Annotated in this window: 18 protein-coding genes; 3 read left to right on the forward strand and 15 right to left on the reverse strand. The window is 67.8% G+C overall.

Annotation, left to right across the window (positions count from 1 at the left end):
- Positions 1–16 precede the first annotated feature (16 nt).
- Positions 17–499: an Lrp/AsnC family transcriptional regulator gene (locus DK26_RS17370; protein WP_066475089.1), complete on the forward strand. Its 483-nt coding sequence runs from the start codon at positions 17–19 to the stop codon at positions 497–499.
- A gap of 114 nt (positions 500–613) precedes the next feature.
- Positions 614–925, forward strand: a complete 312-nt coding sequence (locus tag DK26_RS17375) for a DUF1272 domain-containing protein (protein ID WP_066475091.1) — start codon at positions 614–616, stop codon at positions 923–925.
- An 87-nt stretch (positions 926–1,012) separates the two neighbouring features.
- Here DK26_RS17375 and DK26_RS17380 read toward each other — a convergent pair whose 3' ends face one another.
- The 13 genes from DK26_RS17380 to DK26_RS17440 all read right to left on the reverse strand — a co-directional run bounded on the left by DK26_RS17380 (position 1,013) and on the right by DK26_RS17440 (position 13,188).
- Positions 1,013–2,056: an amino acid ABC transporter permease gene (locus tag DK26_RS17380; RefSeq protein WP_066475094.1), complete on the reverse strand. Its 1,044-nt coding sequence runs from the start codon at positions 2,054–2,056 to the stop codon at positions 1,013–1,015.
- Positions 2,053–3,216 (reverse strand): ABC transporter permease subunit, encoded by a 1,164-nt coding sequence (locus DK26_RS17385; RefSeq protein ID WP_248310006.1) that lies wholly within the window; start codon positions 3,214–3,216, stop codon positions 2,053–2,055. Before DK26_RS17385 ends, DK26_RS17380 begins: the two co-directional genes overlap by 4 nt.
- 170 nt (positions 3,217–3,386) lie before the next feature.
- The gene (locus tag DK26_RS17390) at positions 3,387–4,415 is read right to left on the reverse strand and encodes an amino acid ABC transporter substrate-binding protein (RefSeq protein ID WP_066475099.1); all 1,029 of its coding nucleotides are present in this window, start codon (positions 4,413–4,415) and stop codon (positions 3,387–3,389) included.
- Between the two features lie 108 nt (positions 4,416–4,523).
- Entirely contained in the window at positions 4,524–4,859 is a 336-nt protein-coding gene (locus tag DK26_RS17395; protein ID WP_066475102.1) for a hypothetical protein, read from the reverse strand.
- 26 nt (positions 4,860–4,885) lie between these two features.
- Positions 4,886–6,433, reverse strand: a complete 1,548-nt coding sequence (locus DK26_RS17400; RefSeq protein ID WP_066475105.1) for a serine hydrolase domain-containing protein — start codon at positions 6,431–6,433, stop codon at positions 4,886–4,888.
- Positions 6,434–6,584: 151 nt separating this feature from the next.
- Entirely contained in the window at positions 6,585–7,349 is a 765-nt protein-coding gene (locus DK26_RS17405) for an ABC transporter ATP-binding protein (protein ID WP_066475106.1), read from the reverse strand.
- A complete protein-coding gene (locus DK26_RS17410; protein WP_083533297.1) occupies positions 7,346–8,407 on the reverse strand; it encodes an iron ABC transporter permease in 1,062 nt (353 codons plus the stop codon). Before DK26_RS17410 ends, DK26_RS17405 begins: the two co-directional genes overlap by 4 nt.
- The gene (locus DK26_RS17415; RefSeq protein ID WP_066475108.1) at positions 8,367–9,401 is read right to left on the reverse strand and encodes an iron ABC transporter substrate-binding protein; all 1,035 of its coding nucleotides are present in this window, start codon (positions 9,399–9,401) and stop codon (positions 8,367–8,369) included. The genes DK26_RS17410 and DK26_RS17415 overlap by 41 nt, the downstream gene beginning before the upstream one ends.
- On the reverse strand, positions 9,388–9,867 hold the full coding sequence (gene tsaA, locus DK26_RS17420) for a tRNA (N6-threonylcarbamoyladenosine(37)-N6)-methyltransferase TrmO (RefSeq protein WP_066475109.1): 480 nt from the start codon (positions 9,865–9,867) through the stop codon (positions 9,388–9,390). The genes DK26_RS17415 and tsaA overlap by 14 nt, the downstream gene beginning before the upstream one ends.
- Before the next feature lie 19 nt (positions 9,868–9,886).
- Positions 9,887–10,696, reverse strand: a complete 810-nt coding sequence (locus tag DK26_RS17425) for a molybdate ABC transporter substrate-binding protein (RefSeq protein WP_198162356.1) — start codon at positions 10,694–10,696, stop codon at positions 9,887–9,889.
- A gap of 4 nt (positions 10,697–10,700) precedes the next feature.
- Entirely contained in the window at positions 10,701–11,567 is an 867-nt protein-coding gene (locus tag DK26_RS17430) for an extracellular solute-binding protein (protein WP_066475593.1), read from the reverse strand.
- Between the two features lie 209 nt (positions 11,568–11,776).
- Entirely contained in the window at positions 11,777–12,517 is a 741-nt protein-coding gene (locus DK26_RS17435; RefSeq protein ID WP_066475111.1) for an ATP-binding cassette domain-containing protein, read from the reverse strand.
- A 5-nt stretch (positions 12,518–12,522) separates the two neighbouring features.
- Positions 12,523–13,188, reverse strand: coding sequence for an ABC transporter permease (locus tag DK26_RS17440; protein WP_157089714.1), 666 nt, complete (start codon positions 13,186–13,188; stop codon positions 12,523–12,525).
- A 142-nt stretch (positions 13,189–13,330) separates the two neighbouring features.
- Between DK26_RS17440 and DK26_RS17445 the strand changes: the two genes are divergently transcribed.
- Entirely contained in the window at positions 13,331–14,221 is an 891-nt protein-coding gene (locus DK26_RS17445) for a helix-turn-helix transcriptional regulator (protein ID WP_066475117.1), read from the forward strand.
- Positions 14,222–14,241: 20 nt separating this feature from the next.
- Here the strand turns inward: DK26_RS17445 and DK26_RS17450 are convergent, their stop codons facing one another.
- Both DK26_RS17450 and DK26_RS17455 read right to left on the reverse strand, forming a co-directional pair.
- On the reverse strand, positions 14,242–14,808 hold the full coding sequence (locus DK26_RS17450) for a manganese efflux pump MntP family protein (RefSeq protein ID WP_157089698.1): 567 nt from the start codon (positions 14,806–14,808) through the stop codon (positions 14,242–14,244).
- Positions 14,809–15,124: 316 nt separating this feature from the next.
- Positions 15,125–15,907 carry a hypothetical protein gene (locus DK26_RS17455; RefSeq protein WP_066475121.1) on the reverse strand — a complete coding sequence of 261 codons (783 nt, stop codon included), beginning with the start codon at positions 15,905–15,907 and terminating at the stop codon, positions 15,125–15,127.

Consider the following 15,907-nt stretch of genomic DNA (forward strand, 5'->3'; position numbering starts at 1 on the left):
CGAGGAGCGAGAATTCATGCCAAATCCCAAACTCGACGATATCGACTGCCGCATCGTGCAGGCCCTGCAGGCCGACGGGCGGATGAGCATTCTGGATCTCGCCGCGCAGGTCGGCCTGTCGCCGAGCCCTTGCGCACGGCGCGTCCGCCTGCTTGAGGAGGCCGGGGTGATCAAGGGCTATGTCGCGGTGATCGACCAGGAGAAGCTCGGCCTGCCGGTCTCGGTCTTCGCCTCGATCAAGCTGGAGCGGCAGCGCGAGGAGGAGCTCGACCGTTTCGGCGCGGCCGTGCAGCGCTGGCCGGAGGTCGCCGACTGCTATCTGATGACCGGCCAGCGCGACTATCTCCTGCGCATTATCGTCAGCGACCTTGCCGCCTATGAGCGCTTTCTGAAGGACAAGCTGACCCGGCTCGACAATGTCGCCTCGATCGAATCGAGCTTCGCGCTCGGCCAGGTGAAGCGTTCCTTCTCGGTACCGGTGGAGTTGGGGGTGAGCTGACCGGGGCGGCCATGACTGCCGAAGGCCGGCGGCGTGGCCACTGACGCACGCTGTCTTTGCCGCGGGCTTCACTTGCCGCAAAGCTGCTGACGTCAGGCCGGAACGGAAACGACGATGCTGGAACTGCGCCCGAACTGCGAACTCTGCGACCGCGACCTGCCGCCGGCCTCGCTGGAGGCGCGGATATGCAGCTATGAGTGCACCTATTGCGCTGATTGCGCCGAGCGCGTGCTTGAAAATGTCTGCCCGAGCTGCGGCGGCGGTTTCGTCCAGCGCCCAATCCGCCCGGTCAACGATCTGCGCGGCATCGGGCTCGGCCTCGCCAACCGTCCGCCATCGACCACCCGCAAGCACTCGCAATGGACGCAAGAACAGCGCCGCGAGTTGACGGAGCGCCTGCGCGCCGTGCCGCCGCAGGAGCGGTGACGCGCGCGCGTTTGCCTGGAATGACAATCGTTTAGAGACGGAGGCGGAATCGATCTCTCAGAGAGCGTTCTGGCCATTACCTCACGGCTATCGTGCCCGTTTCGTCTCCAGGCTCTTGCTCCAGCGCGACAGCGCAAAGCAGATCAGCCAGTAGATTCCGCCGGAGAATACATAGGCTTCCATGCTCATGCCGACCCAGTTGGGATCGGCGAGCGAGGCCTGGGCGATGCCGAGCAGGTCCAGGATCGAGACGACGAGGACGAGCGTGGTGTTCTTCACCAGCGCGATGAACTCGTTGGTGATCGCGGGCAAGGAGATGCGCAGGGCCTGCGGCAGGATGATGAACCAGGTCGCCTTCCAATAGGTCAGGCCGAGCGCCGTCGCCGCCTCGCGTTGGCCCGACGGCAGGGCCTGCAGGCCGCCGCGGACCGCCTCCGCCATATAGGCGGCGATGCAGAAGCCGAGCCCGATCACGGCCCGGGCCAGCCGGTCGACGCCGATGCCCGACGGCATGATCAGCGGCAGCAGCAGCGAGGCCAGGAAGATCACTGCGATGATCGGCACGCCGCGCCAGAACTCGATGAACAGCACGCTGACCAGCCGGATCACCCGGAGCTGCGATTGCCGCCCGAGCGCCAGCAGGATGCCGAGCGGGATCGCGATCAGGCTGGCATAGATCGAGATGAAGACGGTCAGCATCAGCCCGCCCCATTCGCGCGTCTCGACTGGCCGCAGGCCGAAGCCCCCGGCAAGCAGCCAGACGCCGAGCGGCGGCAGGACGACGAGTGCCGCCAGTGCCAGTTTGAGCTTGTGACGCTGCGGCGCGAACACCAGCGCCGCTCCGCCGAGCGCAAAAAGGATACCGGCGAGGTCGGCGCGCCAGCGCTCGCCCTGCGGATAGAGCCCGTACATGAACTGGCCGAAGCGGGCGCGGATGAACACCCAGCAGGCCCCGCCCGGCGCGCAGTCCTCGCGCGTCGTTCCACGCCAGGTCGCGTCGATCAGCGCCCAGCGGATGATCGGTATCGCGACCCAGGCGATGATAAGCGCCAGGATCAGGGTGACGACGGTCGTGACCGGCGTTCCGAAGAGGCGCTCGCGCCAGCTCTGGGAGGTTGCGGTGGCGCTCATCGGGTCACCAGCGCGATCTTGGCATTGTACCAGTTCATGAAGGCGGAGACCGCGAGGCCGATGACGAGATAGACCGCCAGCGTCATCGCGATGATCTCGATCGCCTGGCCGGTGTTGTTCAGCGCCGAGCCCATGAACAGGCTGACCACGTCGGGATAGGCGATCGCGGCGCCGAAGGACGAGTTCTTCAGCACGTTGAGATACTGGTTGGTCATCGGCGGCGTCATCACCCTGAGCGCCTGCGGGATGGTGACGAGGCGCAGCGTCTGGGCAGGCCGCAGCCCGAGCGCCGCCGAGGCCTCGATCTGGCCATGCGGCACGGATTGGATGCCGCCGCGCACGATCTCGGCAATGAAGCCGGCCGTGTAGGTCACCAGCGCCGCCAGCAGCGCGACGAATTCGGGGATGACGACGAAGCCGCCGCGATAGTTGAAGCCACGCAGCACCGGAATGTCCCAGCGTGTCGCCAGGCTCGCCCAGCTCAGGGCCAGCACCGGCACCAGCACGAGCAGAATCAGGCTGACGACGAGCAGCGGCGCGTCCTGCCCGGTCGCCTCCTTGCGCCGCTTCGCCCAGCGCGCGAACAGCCATTGCGCAACGAAGGCGACGAGGATGGCGCCGAAGGCCCAGTGGAAATTCGCGGGAGCATCCGGCAGCGGGATGGTCAAACCGCGATTATTGATGAAGGCGACGCCGAAGACGCTGATGCTGTCACGTGGCGACGGCAATGCGGCGATGACGCCGAAATACCAGAACAGCACGAAGAACAGCAGCGGGATGTTGCGGACGAACTCGACATAGGCGCCAGCAAGGGCTGAGACGAGCCAGATCGAAGAGAGGCGGGCGATGCCGATCGCGAAGCCGAGCAGTGTCGCCAGCACCAGTGAGACCGCGGTGACGAACAGCGTGTTGGCGACACCGGCCCAGAACAGAGCGAGGATGTTGTCGGACTGGGTGTAGCTCGTCAGCACGAACGGCACGTCGATGCCGGAGGTGCGCCAGAGGAAGTCGAAGCCCGACGCGATGCCGGCCTTGACCATGTTCTCCGAGGCGTTGCGGATGAAATAGACCAGCAGGCCGACGAGGCCGATCAGCACCGCCGCCTGGTAGAACCAGTCACGGACGCGCTTGTCGTTGATGAAGGCGAGGGCTTTGCTCACGATCGCAGGCTCGCTGGGAAGGCTGAAAGAGCGGGCCGTCATTCCGGCCGGAGCGAAGCGGAGGGCCGGAATCCATTGCGGACTCCGGCGCCTTTCGATGGATTCCGGAGCTACGCCGCGTTGCGGCTTGTCCGGAATGACGGCGGCTCAGAGGTCGAGCCGCTTCGCTCTCACTGGAACGGTGGGGTGAACAGCAGCCCGCCCTTGGTCCAGAGCTGGTTCTGGCCGCGCTCGAGCTTCAGGGCCGAGCCCATGCCGACGGTGCGCTCATAGCTCTCGCCATAGTTCCCGACCTGCTTGATGACCTTGTACATCCAATCGTCCGGCAGCCCCATCATCGCGCCGAAGCCGCCCTCGGCGCCGAGCAGGCGGCGGACCTCGGTGTTCTTCGAGTTCGCCTTCATCTCGTCGACGTTCTTGGAGGTCACGCCGAGCATTTCGGCCGCGATGGTGCCGTTCAGCACCCAGCGCACGATCAGCTGCCAGCGCTCGTCGCCCCAGCGCGTCACCGGCCCCTGCGGATCGTTCGAGATCGGCTGGGTCAGGATGACGTGCTCGTCCGGCACCTTGAGCTTGGCGCGCTGGCCGGCGAGGGCGCCGACACCGGCGGTGTAGGCGTCGCAGCGGCCGCTGTCATAGGCGGTGATGGCGTCGTCATTCTTCTGGAAGTTGGTGATCGTCACCTTGAGGTTGCGCTCGCGGAACCAGTCGGCGGCGTTCTTCTCCTCGGTCGAGCCGGCGGCAACGCAGATCGAGGCGCCGTCGAGATCGGCCGCGGTCTTGGCGTTGGCCTTCTTGCGGACGATGAAGGTCTGGCCTTCGTAGAAATTGATGCCCTGGAAGTTCAGGCCGAGCGTCGCATTGCGCGAGAAGGTGATGGTCGAATTGCGCGAGAGGAGGTCGACCTGGCCCGATTGCAGGATCGGCCAGCGCTGCTGCACCGAGGTCGGCGTGAACTTGACCTTGGTCGCGTCGCCGAGTACGGCGGCAGCGAGCGCCTTGCAGTAGTCGACGTCGAGGCCGGTCCATTCGCCCTTGTCGTTGGCGAAGGAGAAGCCGGGCAGGCCGAGATGCACGCCGCATTCGATATGGCCGCGGGCCTTGACCGCGTCGAGCGTCGGGCTCGGCGCGAGCTGCTGGGCGAGCGCCATCGAGGCGCTGCCGGCGAGGATGGCCCCTGCCAGATAGATGGTCTTCATGTCCTGTTCCCCTGCGTCCTTAGGCGTCATGCGCGGCGCTGGGGCTGACTATGCAACAGACGCACCAAGAGAGGTAGGGGGGACGATAGGACTAGCTGACGTCCGGCGTCACCAGCCACGCTGGGCCTTGATCGCCTTCTTCTGCATGTCCTTCTGGGCCCTCCAGTAGTCCATCTGGCCCTGCCGCTGCATCTCGTAATAGTCGCGGATGCGCTCCTTGCGGGAGGTCGAGTTGCGGTAGTCCTTCCAGTCGTAGTGGTCGTCATGGACATCGTCGTCGTCGCCGAGCGCGTCGAGGAAGTTCTTCAGCAGCGAGCGGGCCGGTTCGACCGGCAGGGACTGCACGCCGGCCGGGAGCGGCGCAAAAGCGGGCGCGGCGATCGCGGCCGGCGAGGCCGCCATGAAGGCGGCCAGGCTCAGGATCAGGGCAGGGCGGAGCATCATGTCGGGAATCCTCGGTATCGTCGGCATTACTGGGCCGGGGCCCGGCTGAAGAGATGCGGCAACTCGGGGCTGAGCCAGCGCATCTGCGTGATCCTGCCGTTGTTGTCGGGCTCGAAGCGCAGCCGGGTGAAGGCTTCGCCGCCGCTCATCGCGGCGGGACCGGCGAAGTCGCCGACCGGCGCGAGCGTCGCCGAGAACAGGAAGGGATCGTCCCGACTCGCCGTGAGCAGGCCGATGGCCTCCGTTGTTTCCAGCTTCATCTGAAGGTTGCCGTTGACCAGGGAGACCGTCGCCTCTCCGAGGATCGGCGAGACATAGGTGCCGGCGAGGGCGGAGGCATTGGCCGGCAGCGGCCCGGGCACGAAACCGGCCGCCTCCTTCAGCGCGGCCTCGCGCTTCGCCTTCGACGCCGCGGCGCCGAGCGCGATGTTGTCGACGGTCGGATTGCCGAGGACACGGTCGTAGAACCACATCGCCAGCGAATCCGGCATACCGCCATTCTCGAGATTGGTGAGAATGACGATGCCGGTCTTGGCATCCGGCAGAAAGCCGGCATGGGCGCCGAAGCCGGAGGTGCCGCCATTGTGCCAGATGATCCGGCCGCGCGGCGTCGCGCTGGCGACCCAGCCGACGGCATAGGCGGTGCGCTCGTTCATCGCGACGCGCGGCGTCCAGGTCACGTCGAGATTCTCCTCGGAGACCACGACCTTGCCGTCGAAGATGCCGCGGCCGAGCTGCAGGCGCAGCCATTTCGCCATGTCGGGCACGTTCGAGTTCAGCGCGCCGGCCGGGCCGAGCGCATAGGGGAAGGCGGGATGGAAGGGCACTGCGATGGGCGCGGCGTCGAGCCGGTGACCCGTCGCGTGGTCCGGCGCCTTCTCGATCGCCTCGGCGGTCGCCGTGGTCGCCGCCATGCCGAGCGGGTCGAGCACGCTGCGCTTCAGCGAGGCGAACCAGGACGGTGTGCCATTGGCCTTGGCGACGATCTCACCGCCGACGACGTGCGGGATGTTGAGATAGCGGAAATCGGAGCGGAAGGCGCCAAGTTGCGGCGCCACCCGCAGCGAGCGGATCAGCGTTTCCTTGTCGAAGCCGAGGAAGGCCAGGGCGTCGTTGACATAGGGGGTCAGCCCGGAACGCTGCGCTGCGAGATCGAGCACGCGGAAGTCGCGGGTAATCCAGGGGTCGGAGAGCTGGAAGGCGGGATGGTGGTCGATCACCGGGTCGTTCCAGCCGATCCGGCCGGCATCGACGGCCTGCGCCAGCGTCACGCCGAGAAAGGCCTTGGTGGTCGAGCCGACCTGGAACAGAGTCTCCGGGGTCACCGGCTCGGGCTTGCCCTGAGCCTTGAGGCCGAAGCCCTTGGCGTAGATCAGCTTGTCGTCATGGACGATGCCGACGGCGACGCCGGGCACCGAAAAGGCCTTCATGCCGGCGGCGACCTGCTTCTCCAGCTCCGGCAGCAGCGCCTCGATCGATGCCTGGCTCGGCTCCTGTGCTTGGGCTGCGCCGGCGGTCAACGCTCCGGCGAGCGCGAGGCCGCGCAGGAAGGGTGTTCCGAGGAAAAGCTTCATCCAGTCGCTCCAGGACATTGAAAAGGGCCGAGAAATCGCGGCGGGAACGCGCTGCGGGCCGGGCAGGAAGGCCGCAAGCTGGCATGGTCTTGTCTGCCGTTAGGTAAACAGAATCGGGAGATTCTGACCAGATTGCCGTGACGCGCCGGTGTCACCCTGGCAGGAAGGCGAGCCTGCCATCGGCGTCGCGCACGGTCTCGACCACGCTGCCGTAGAGTGCGGCGAGATTTGCCGAGGTCAGCAGTGCGGCGGCCGGGCCGCTGCCGAGCGAGCGCCCATCGCGCAGCAGCATCACACGGTCGGCGTAGCGCAGGGCCTGGTTGGGATCGTGCGTCGTGAAGAGCACGCCGAGGCCTTCGTCGGCGAGGCGGCGCATTTGCGCCATCACCTTGCCCTGGTTGCCGAAATCGAGGCTGGCCGTCGGTTCGTCAAGGACGATGTAGCGTGGCTGCTGAGCCAGTGCGCGGGCAATCAGGACGAGCTGGCGCTCACCGCCGGAAATCTCCGTATAGGGGCGCTGCGCCAGCCTTTCGATGCCGAGCCGCTCCAGCATGGCCTGCGTGGTGGCGCGGTCGCGGGCCGAGGGCGCGGAAAAGAGATCGCCATGTGCGGTGCGGCCCATCAGCACCACCTCGGCGACCGAGAAGGCGAAGGTGCCGGCGTGCGCCTGCGGGACATAGCCCAGGACACGCGCGCGCTCGCCGATCGAGAAGGTCGCGAGTGCGCGCGAATCCAGCGTGAGCTGGCCGCCCTTCGCCGGCAGCAGCCCGAGCAGTGTCTTGAGCAGCGTCGTCTTGCCGTGGCCGTTCGGGCCGAGCAGGGCCATGACCTCGCCGCTGCGGATCGCGAGCTCGATGTCGCAGCCGACCTCGCGGCTGCCATGGCCATAGGCGAGGGCGCTGGCAGCGAGGCTCACGACCAGCTACCGCGAGAGGAGGCGAGGAGCCAGATGAAGAAGGGTGTTCCGACGACGGCGGTCAGGATGCCGAGCGGTGTCTCTGCCGCCGACATGGTTCGCGTGATGGTGTCGATGATCAGCAGGTAGCCCCCGCCAAGGAGTGCTGCTGTCGGCAGCAGCCTGCCGAAATCGGGGCCGACCAGGAAGCGCGCCAGATGCGGCACGACGAGGCCGACCCAGCCGATAATGCCTGCGGCAGCGACGCTCGCTGACGTCACCAGCGTCGCGGCTGCGACGATCGCGAGCCTGATCGGCGCTGTATTCAGCCCCAGCGCGCGGGCCTCCTCTTCCGGAAGCGACATCACGTTCATCCGCCAGCGCAGCAGCATCAGGACCGTGGTGCCGAGCAGGATCGGACCTGCCAGGACGGCGAGGTCGATCGGCGAGCCGTGATTGTTGAGGCTGCCGAGCAGCCAGAAGGTCATTGCCGGGAGCTGGTTGTACGGGTCGGCCCAGAACTTCACCAGCCCGATCCCGGCGGCCAGCAGCGAGCCGATGACGACGCCGGTCAGCACCAGCGCCAGGACCGGGTCGCCGCGACGGATGGTCGACCCCACCGCGTAGACGGCCCCTACAGCCACCAGACCACCGGCGAAGGCGGCGAGCTGGATGCCGAGGATGCCGATCGAGAAGAAGATGCCGAGCACCGCGCCCAGCGCCGCCCCTGTCGACGCCCCGAGGATGTCGGGGGAGACCAGGGGGTTGCGGAACAGGCCTTGGAAGGCGGCTCCCGCCATGGCGAGTGCAGCCCCGATGAGAACCGCCGAGGCTATGCGCGGTCCGCGGATGTTCCAGATCACGGCCTCGGTGCGCGGGTCGAGGCCGTGCGGCTGGCCGGTGAGCTGCGACCAGAGCAGTTGCGCGATGTCGCCGGGGCCGACCGGGAAGCGCCCGACAGCGAACGCGGCCAGCACGGCGCCGCCGAGCAGGGCGAGCGCGATCAGGTTGCCGCGCAGGCTGGACGGCCGCAACGGCTCAGTTCCGGCCTGACAGGATGCGGTCGAGCTGGTCGTCATCTGGCGCCACCTGATAGAACAGCCCGTAGAACTCCGCAGTGAGCCTGCGAATGTCCTCGGGGAACTGCGCCGGATACAGCAGCTTCGCCAGCCACCACAAGCCGATCATGCGGTTGACCGAAGGCGGAAAGTCGACCCAGCCGAAGGGGAGTTTCGGCGCGAGGTGCACGCGCTTGTCTCGCACTGCCCTGACGCCGGCCCAGAGCGGATTGACCCGGACATCGGCAACGAAGCCGGTGTCGATGGCGACGATCACTTCGGGATCCCAGGCCAGGACCTGTTCCAGCGAGACCTGGGCCAGGCCATTGCCCGGTGTGTCGGCGGCGGCGTTGCGCGCGCCGATGAAGGTGAGCGTCTCGACATTGATCGAGCCGCCGAGGCCGGTTTCGAGGCCGCGCGGTCCGCGGGCATAGTAGACCGTGGGACGCTGCGAAGCGGGGATTGTGGCGACACGTCCGCGTATGGTCGCCATCGCCTCCTCGCACCAACGCGCCAGCACTTCGGCCCGTTCCTCGCGGCCGACGAGGCGTCCGAGCAAGCGGTAGCTTGCCGGGATCTGGTCGAACCGGCCGTCGAGCAGCGCATAGGGAATCCCGGTCTGGCCCTGCACTCTTTCGGCGAGCTCGAAATAGGTGCGTCCGGTGGAGCCCGAGTCGACGATCAGATCGGGCTTCAGCCCAAGGACGACCTCGACATTCGCGCTCGAGCCGCGGCCGGTGATGCGTCCGAGCTCCGGGCGGTCGCCGATACCCGGCAACAGGAATTCGCGTTCCTCCGGCCGGTTGGCGCGCGGCCAGCCGAGCAGCAGGTCAGGCGCCAGCGTGTAGACGAGGATCGCGGCCGGCGGTCCGGCGGGAAAAATCCGTGTCACCTTGGCCGGGACTGGCACCTCGCGACCTGCGCCATCGCGGATGGTCGCGGCGCGGGCAAGGGACGGGGCGGCCAGCGTGGCGGCGACCCCGGCGAGAACGGCGCGTCTGTCAGGACGCAGCATGGGTCTTCTCCACCCGGGCGGCAGAATGCGGGCAGCGCCAGGGCTTGATGTCGATCAGTGGCGTTCCGTCGAGGCAGTCGAGCCCGCGCACCAGCAGGACGCCGTCCTCGACGCCCTCCAGTTTCACGCGAGACAGGGCGATTGGGTTCGGCCGGACCGGCGAGCGCAAGGCGAAGGTGCCGGAGACGGTCCCGCCGCGCGGCGTCTGTGTCAGCAGGTCGCGCCTTGCCTCGTGCATCCAGTAGAGGATGTCGAGCTCGTCGAAGGCCTCGATGCCGAGCAGCGCCGGGCGGAAGGCCGGATCTAGCTCGATCCGGCAGAGCGGCCCGTCCTGGCTGCCGCGGCGCGGGCACTGGTCGCGCGTCGCGAAGGGCGTGCGGATGCGGCCGATGAAGATGAGATGCGCGTCGCTGAGTTCGGGCAGGGGGGCTTCGGTCTCGCCCGGCCGCGTCGCTTGCCAGTCCATAGCTGTCGTCCCGTTTCGCTCAAGGCCCGCCATGCGGCAGTCCGGGCGCCGAGAAGCCATGCTTCGCCAGGATCGTCTGCCCTGCCGGCGACAGGATGAACATGGCGAGCCGGTAGCCGTTTGGCGAGGCCGAGTTGAGCACCGTCAGCCCGTAATCGGCGCCGACCGCGAGCGCCGGTGGTAGGCGGACGAGCCGGATTCCCGGCTGCTCCTGCGCCAAAGGCTGGGCGTTGGTGCAGTAGGCCAGGAAGATGTCGGCCTCGCCGCTGGCGATCTTGTGGCCGTAGACATTGACGCCCGTCGGAGCCGGCACGCTGGTCGCGCTGCCGGTGAGCTGCAACGCCTTGGCTTCGAGCGCAGCCTTGGCGCCCGCTTTCAACGTCTCGGCGCGGGCGAAGACGGCGAAGGCATAGTCGCCGGAGGGGTCGGCGCGCGGCGTCGAGGTGCCGAGCTTCACCTTGGCATCGAGCAGGTGCTCTAGCAGGGTCTCGCTGGTCGCCGGCAGGTCCGGCCGGACGAAGGCACAGAGCTCGTTGCGGGCGAAGAGCACGACCGGCCCCGCGGCACCGGCCTGCGCCAGCGCCTGAGGATGCTCCATATTGGCCGAGGCGAAGACTTCGGCGGCCTCGCCCTTGGCGATGCGGTCATGCAGCAGGCCGGAAGCCCCGTAGACGGGCTTCACGACGAGCTTCGTCTGCGCCTCAAAGGCCTGCGCCACCTCCGTCAGGGCGCCGCGCAGGCTGCCTGCCGCATGCAGGAGCACCGGCTCCTGCGCCGCTACGGTCCCGGCCATCAGGCAGACAAGTCCGGCGAGGGCGAGGCGGCGCACCGCCTCACGCCCCGGCCTGCCCGGCATTGGGGAAGAAGAGCTGCTGGCCGTCGATCTTGTAGTCGGCGATCGCCTTCTGGCCTTCCGGGCTGGTCAGCCAGTCGGCGAAGAGCTTGCCGTCGTTGAATTTGACGTGCGGATGCTTGGCGAGGCTGACCGACATCACGCCGTACTGGTTGAATAGGCGCTTGTCGCCCTCGACCGAGATCACGAGGTCGCCGCGGTTCTTGAACGAGATCCAGGTGGCGCGGTCGGAGAGCACATAGGCGCCCATCGCGCCGGAGGTGTTGAGGGCGGCGCCCATGCCCTGGCCGATCTCGCGATACCACGGGCCCTTCTGCGCGGCGATGTCGATGCCGGCGGCCTTCCAGAGATTGAGCTCGGCGGCATGGGTGCCGGACTTGTCGCCGCGCGAGACGAAGGGCGCGCCCTTCTCCTGGATCTTCTTCAGGGCAGCGACGATGTCAGTCGTCCCGGCGACGCCCGCGGGGTCGGATTTCGGGCCGATCAGCACGAAGTCGTTGTACATCACCGGGCGGCGCTCGGTGGAGAAGCCCTCCTCGACGAATTTCAGCTCCTGCGCCTTGGCGTGGACGAAGACGACGTCGGCATCGCCGCGCCGGGCGGTGTCGAGCGCCTGGCCGGTGCCCTGCGAGATGACGCGGACCTCGATCCCGGTCTTGTCCTTGAAGATCGGCAGGATGTGGCCGAACAGCCCGGAATCCTGGGTCGAGGTCGTCGACGCCACGGTGATGAAGCGGGTTCCGGCGGGCGCCGTCGCGGCCGGCGGCGCCGCAGCGGGAGCCTGGGCGAGGGCGTGGCCGGAGAGGCCGAGGAACAGGCTGGCGGCGATGAGGGAGCGGCGCTGGATCAATGACATTGTTTCATCCCTTGGTTTTCTGTCGGACATATTCCTTCAGACTTCACACTGCCGAGCCGCTCTCGGCGCCGGTCTTCGGCCGACCCAAGAACAAACTCCGCGGCGTCCCGAAAGGTGGTTCGGCGCGCTCCGGCGCATCTTTCGAGACGTGATCTGCGATCGCTCCGCATGACGAGGGCTTAGGCGAGGGGCGGCGCGCTTCACCACAGCAGTTCTCCCGCCAGGAAGGCACGCGCTTCGGCCGATTGCGGGCCGGCGAAGAAGATGGCGGCGGGCGCGTCCTCGACGAGGCGGCCGCGATGCAGGAACAGCACCCGGTCGGCGAGGCGGCGGGCCTGGCCGAGATCATGGGTCGACATCATCACCGTGATGCCCTCGGCGACGAGGGCGGTGAGCAGTTCCTCGATCTGGCGCGTCGCAGCAGGATCGAGCTGCGAGGTCGGTTCGTCGAGAAACAGCAATTCCGGCCGGAGCGCCCAGGCGCGGGCGATGGCGAGGCGTTGCTGCTCGCCGCCGGAGAGCAGGCGCGCCGGCTGCGAGGCGCGCTCCGCCAGCCCGAAACGCACCAGGGCCTGGAGGCCGCGCGCCTTGCGCTCGGGCCCGCTTATCCCCGACGCCGCCAGCGCATGGGCGATATTGGCCTCGACCGAGCGGCGCAGCATGATCGGCTTCTGAAAGACCATGGCGTGGCGCTTGGCCCGCCTCGGCAACGTCCGTGCGCCGCTGGACGCGTCGGCCCAGCGCACCGCGCCCCGGCTCGGGTCGAGCAGGCCGTGGCAGAGCCTGAGCGTCAGCGACTTGCCGGCACCATTGGGGCCGAGCACCACGGTGAGGCCGCCGGCCGGGATGACGAAGCTGTTCGGCTCGAGCAGCAGCTTGCCGCCGCCGGAGAAGGAGACGGCGTCGACGGTGAGCGGCAGGATCGAGGTCGCGTCAAGCATGGCGCCTATCCCGCATAGCGTGCGCCGATCCGGCTCGCGCCGAAGGCGACGGCATTGATGGCGAGCGTCAGCGAGAGCAGGACGATGCCGAGGCCGAGCGCCAGTGGCAGATCCCCCTTCGAGGTTTCGAGCGTGATCGCCGTGGTCATGGTGCGGGTGTAGCCGGCGATGTTGCCGCCGACGATCAGCACCGCACCGACCTCGGCGCTGGCCCGGCCGAAGCCGGCGAGCAGGGCGGTCGCCAATGAGAAGCGTCCGTCGAACAGCAGCGTCGGGATCGCCCGCATGCCTTCGAGGCCGACCGAGCGCAGATGGTCGCGATACTCGCCCCAGAGATCCTCGATGACCTGCCGCGTCAGTGCGATCACGATCGGCAGCACCAGGATGACCTGGGCGATGATCATCGCGGTCGGCGTGAACAGCAGGCCGAGCGGCCCGAGCGGCCCGGAGCGCGACAGCATCAGGAAGACGGCTAGCCCGGCGACAACCGGAGGAAGTCCCATCAGCGCGTTGAGGCAGACGATGATCGCCGAGCGGCCGGGAAAGCGCGCCAGTGCCAGCGCCGCACCGAGCGGCAGGCCGACCAGCGCCGCGACCGCGACCGCGGTCAGCGTCACGCGCAGCGACAGGCCGACGATCCCGAGGAAGTCGGGATCGAGCCCGACCACCAGCGCAAAAGCCGCCTGGAATACTGCGCCGACCTCCACACCCCACTCCCGCCAATGCCCACATCCGATTGCAAGCATTTGCAATTGGTAGAGTTCAATGCGACCAAAAGCCAATATCGTAGCCTGTGCAGGCAGGAACATCTAAATGCAGGATCAATCCTGGCTGACGACTGAGGAAGCCGCGGCCTATGTCCGGCTCAAGGAGCGCAAGCTCTATGAGCTGGTGGCTCAGGGCGCCGTGCCATGCACCAAGGTTTCCGGCAAATGGCTGTTTCCGCGCGCCGGCCTCGACCGCTGGCTGGAGGCGGGCCTGGCTCGCCCCGAAGGGCTGGAGCCGGCGCCGCCGCCACCGATCGTCGGCGGCAGCCAGGATTCGTTGCTCGAACTCGCCATTCGTGAATCGGGCAGCGGGCTGGCGCTGCTCGCCGAAGGCTCGCAGGCCGGCCTCGACCGTCTGCTGCGGAACGAGATTGCGGTCGCGGCGCTGCATCTCCACGCCACGCCCGATGACGACGCGGCCAACCTCGTCGCGATCCGGGCCGAGGCGGCGCTGCACGATGCGGTCGTGATCAATTTCGCCCGGCGCGAGCAGGGCCTGCTGCTGGCGCCTGGAAACCCGCTGGGGCTGGATGGGCTCGCCGATGCCATCGCCAGGGGCGCGCGCTTCGCCCAGCGTCAGCGTGGTGCCGGCGCGCAATTGCTGCTGCAGAGCCTGCTCGAGCGGGCGGGAGGCGGCTCAGGGAGGATGGTGGCCGCGGACGGCGTCTGCGCCACCGGACAGGACCTCGCGCTGGCAATCCGCACCGGCAGGGCCGATTGCGGCATCGCGGCACGTGCCATCGCCATGGCCTTCGGGCTCGAATTCCTGCCGCTGGTCTGGGAGCATGTCGACCTCGTCATGCGCCGCCGCAGCTATTTCGAGCCACAGACGCAGAAACTGCTCCGCTGGATGCGCGGGCCGGACATCGCGGCGCGCGCCAGGGAGTTCGGCGGCTATGACCTGTCCATGAGTGGGACGGTCAGGCTCAATCGTTAGAGACGAGGCGCCGCGTCTCGTCAGCCTGCCGAGAGATGGCTGATCAGGATGGAGACGCCGAGGCCGACCAGGGCGAAGCCCCCGATCCTTTCGGCCCAGCGGCCGAATCGGGCGCCGATCAGGTTGCCGGCCATCATCCCGCCCGTCGACATCAGGAAGGTCGCAAAGCCGACCGCCAAGGCGACGACGACGATGTTCACGTCCAGGAAGGCGAGCGACACGCCGACGGCCATCGCGTCGATGCTGGTTCCGATCGCTGTCGCCATCACCGCCCAGAGCGAGTTGCCGCGCGATACCGCCTCGCGTTCCGCAGCGGGCTTGAGCGAGTGCAGGATCATCCGGCCGCCGACGACGCCGAGGAGTACGAAGGCGATCCAGTGATCGATGGCCGCGATGTAGCGGCTTGCGGCCAGGCCGGCGCCCCAACCGAGCAATGGCGTGATCGCCTCGACGATGCCGAAGATGGCGCCAGTGCGCAGCGCTTCGGCGAAGCGAGGACGCTGCGCCGCGGCACCCCGACCAATGGACGCCAGAAGGGCGTCGACCGACATGCCGACGGCGAGGACGGCGATGGAAACGGGTGACATTGCTATTCTCATACGCGGACCGAGGAGCGGACGGATTTCGGGCCTTGTCCGCAAGGCGCCACCGTCACGGTCTCGCTTGGCCGGACTGATCCGGCTGATCGCGCCACGCAGTCCTCGCTGCGAGTGTGTTGACACGACCGCGCGCCTGAGCGCGCTGCTACTCCCCGATGCAAAGCGCACTAGGGAAGGGGGTTTGAAAAGTCAATTTATAAGTTATTTCAATAACTTGTCATTGAGATGCATTTGCAATAAGCGGAGATGTGCAGCCGAATTCGGATCAGGCCGTCCGTCCTCGCCAGATGCGAGGCGCGGCGACCTAGCTTCCTCGGAAGTCCCGCCACGCGCAGACGCGGTGCACGAACTCCCGGTCCCGTTCCGCCTCGCCGAAGGGCGCGACCGGCCAGGGCCAGCTCTCGTCCTCGGGCGGCAACGCGACGCCATAGGTCAGGTCGATCCGGTCATGGATCGCACCGTTGCGTTCGCGCTCGACCATCTCGACATCGCTGATCAGGCAGACGCGGGCCTTGAAGCGCAGGAGATCGTCGAGATGCCAGGCGATACAGCGGGCCGGCATGTCTGTCGGCAGGGCGGAGGACCGTTCCGGATGGTCCTCAAGCCAGTCGGCGACCGGCCAGGCTAGCTGCGAGAGCAGATTGGCCGAGACGACGAGATCGACCGCCTCGTCGGCGATCAGCGGGGCGAGCGGATCGGCCCGGCCTTCGGCCTCGCCGGCGAGCCAGGCCATGGCGCCGGTGAGGTCGCAGGTCACGAGCCGGACATTGCGGCGTGGCAGCAATCGCAGGCGTACCGGCGGCAGGTGGACGATGTCGACCAGCACGACCTCGTCGAAGCCCCGGCAGAGCGCGTTCAGCGGGATGTCGCGCAGGAAACCGGACCCGAGGATCACGGCCTTGCGGCGCTGCGGCAATTCGGCCGTGACCTCGGCGACCAGTTTGCGGCAACGGGAATGATGCTCGGCCCAGGCCTTGTGCTGGCGCAAGCCGCGCGACCAGAGCGCCACGCTTTCCTGAAGCAGGCCGAAGCGACGTGCCAGCGGTAGGGCCGGCGTCAGCGCGCGCAGGGCGAGCTGAGCCAGCAC

Source organism: Allobosea sp. WAO (assembly GCF_001509835.1).
Lineage (GTDB): Bacteria > Pseudomonadota > Alphaproteobacteria > Rhizobiales > Beijerinckiaceae > Allobosea.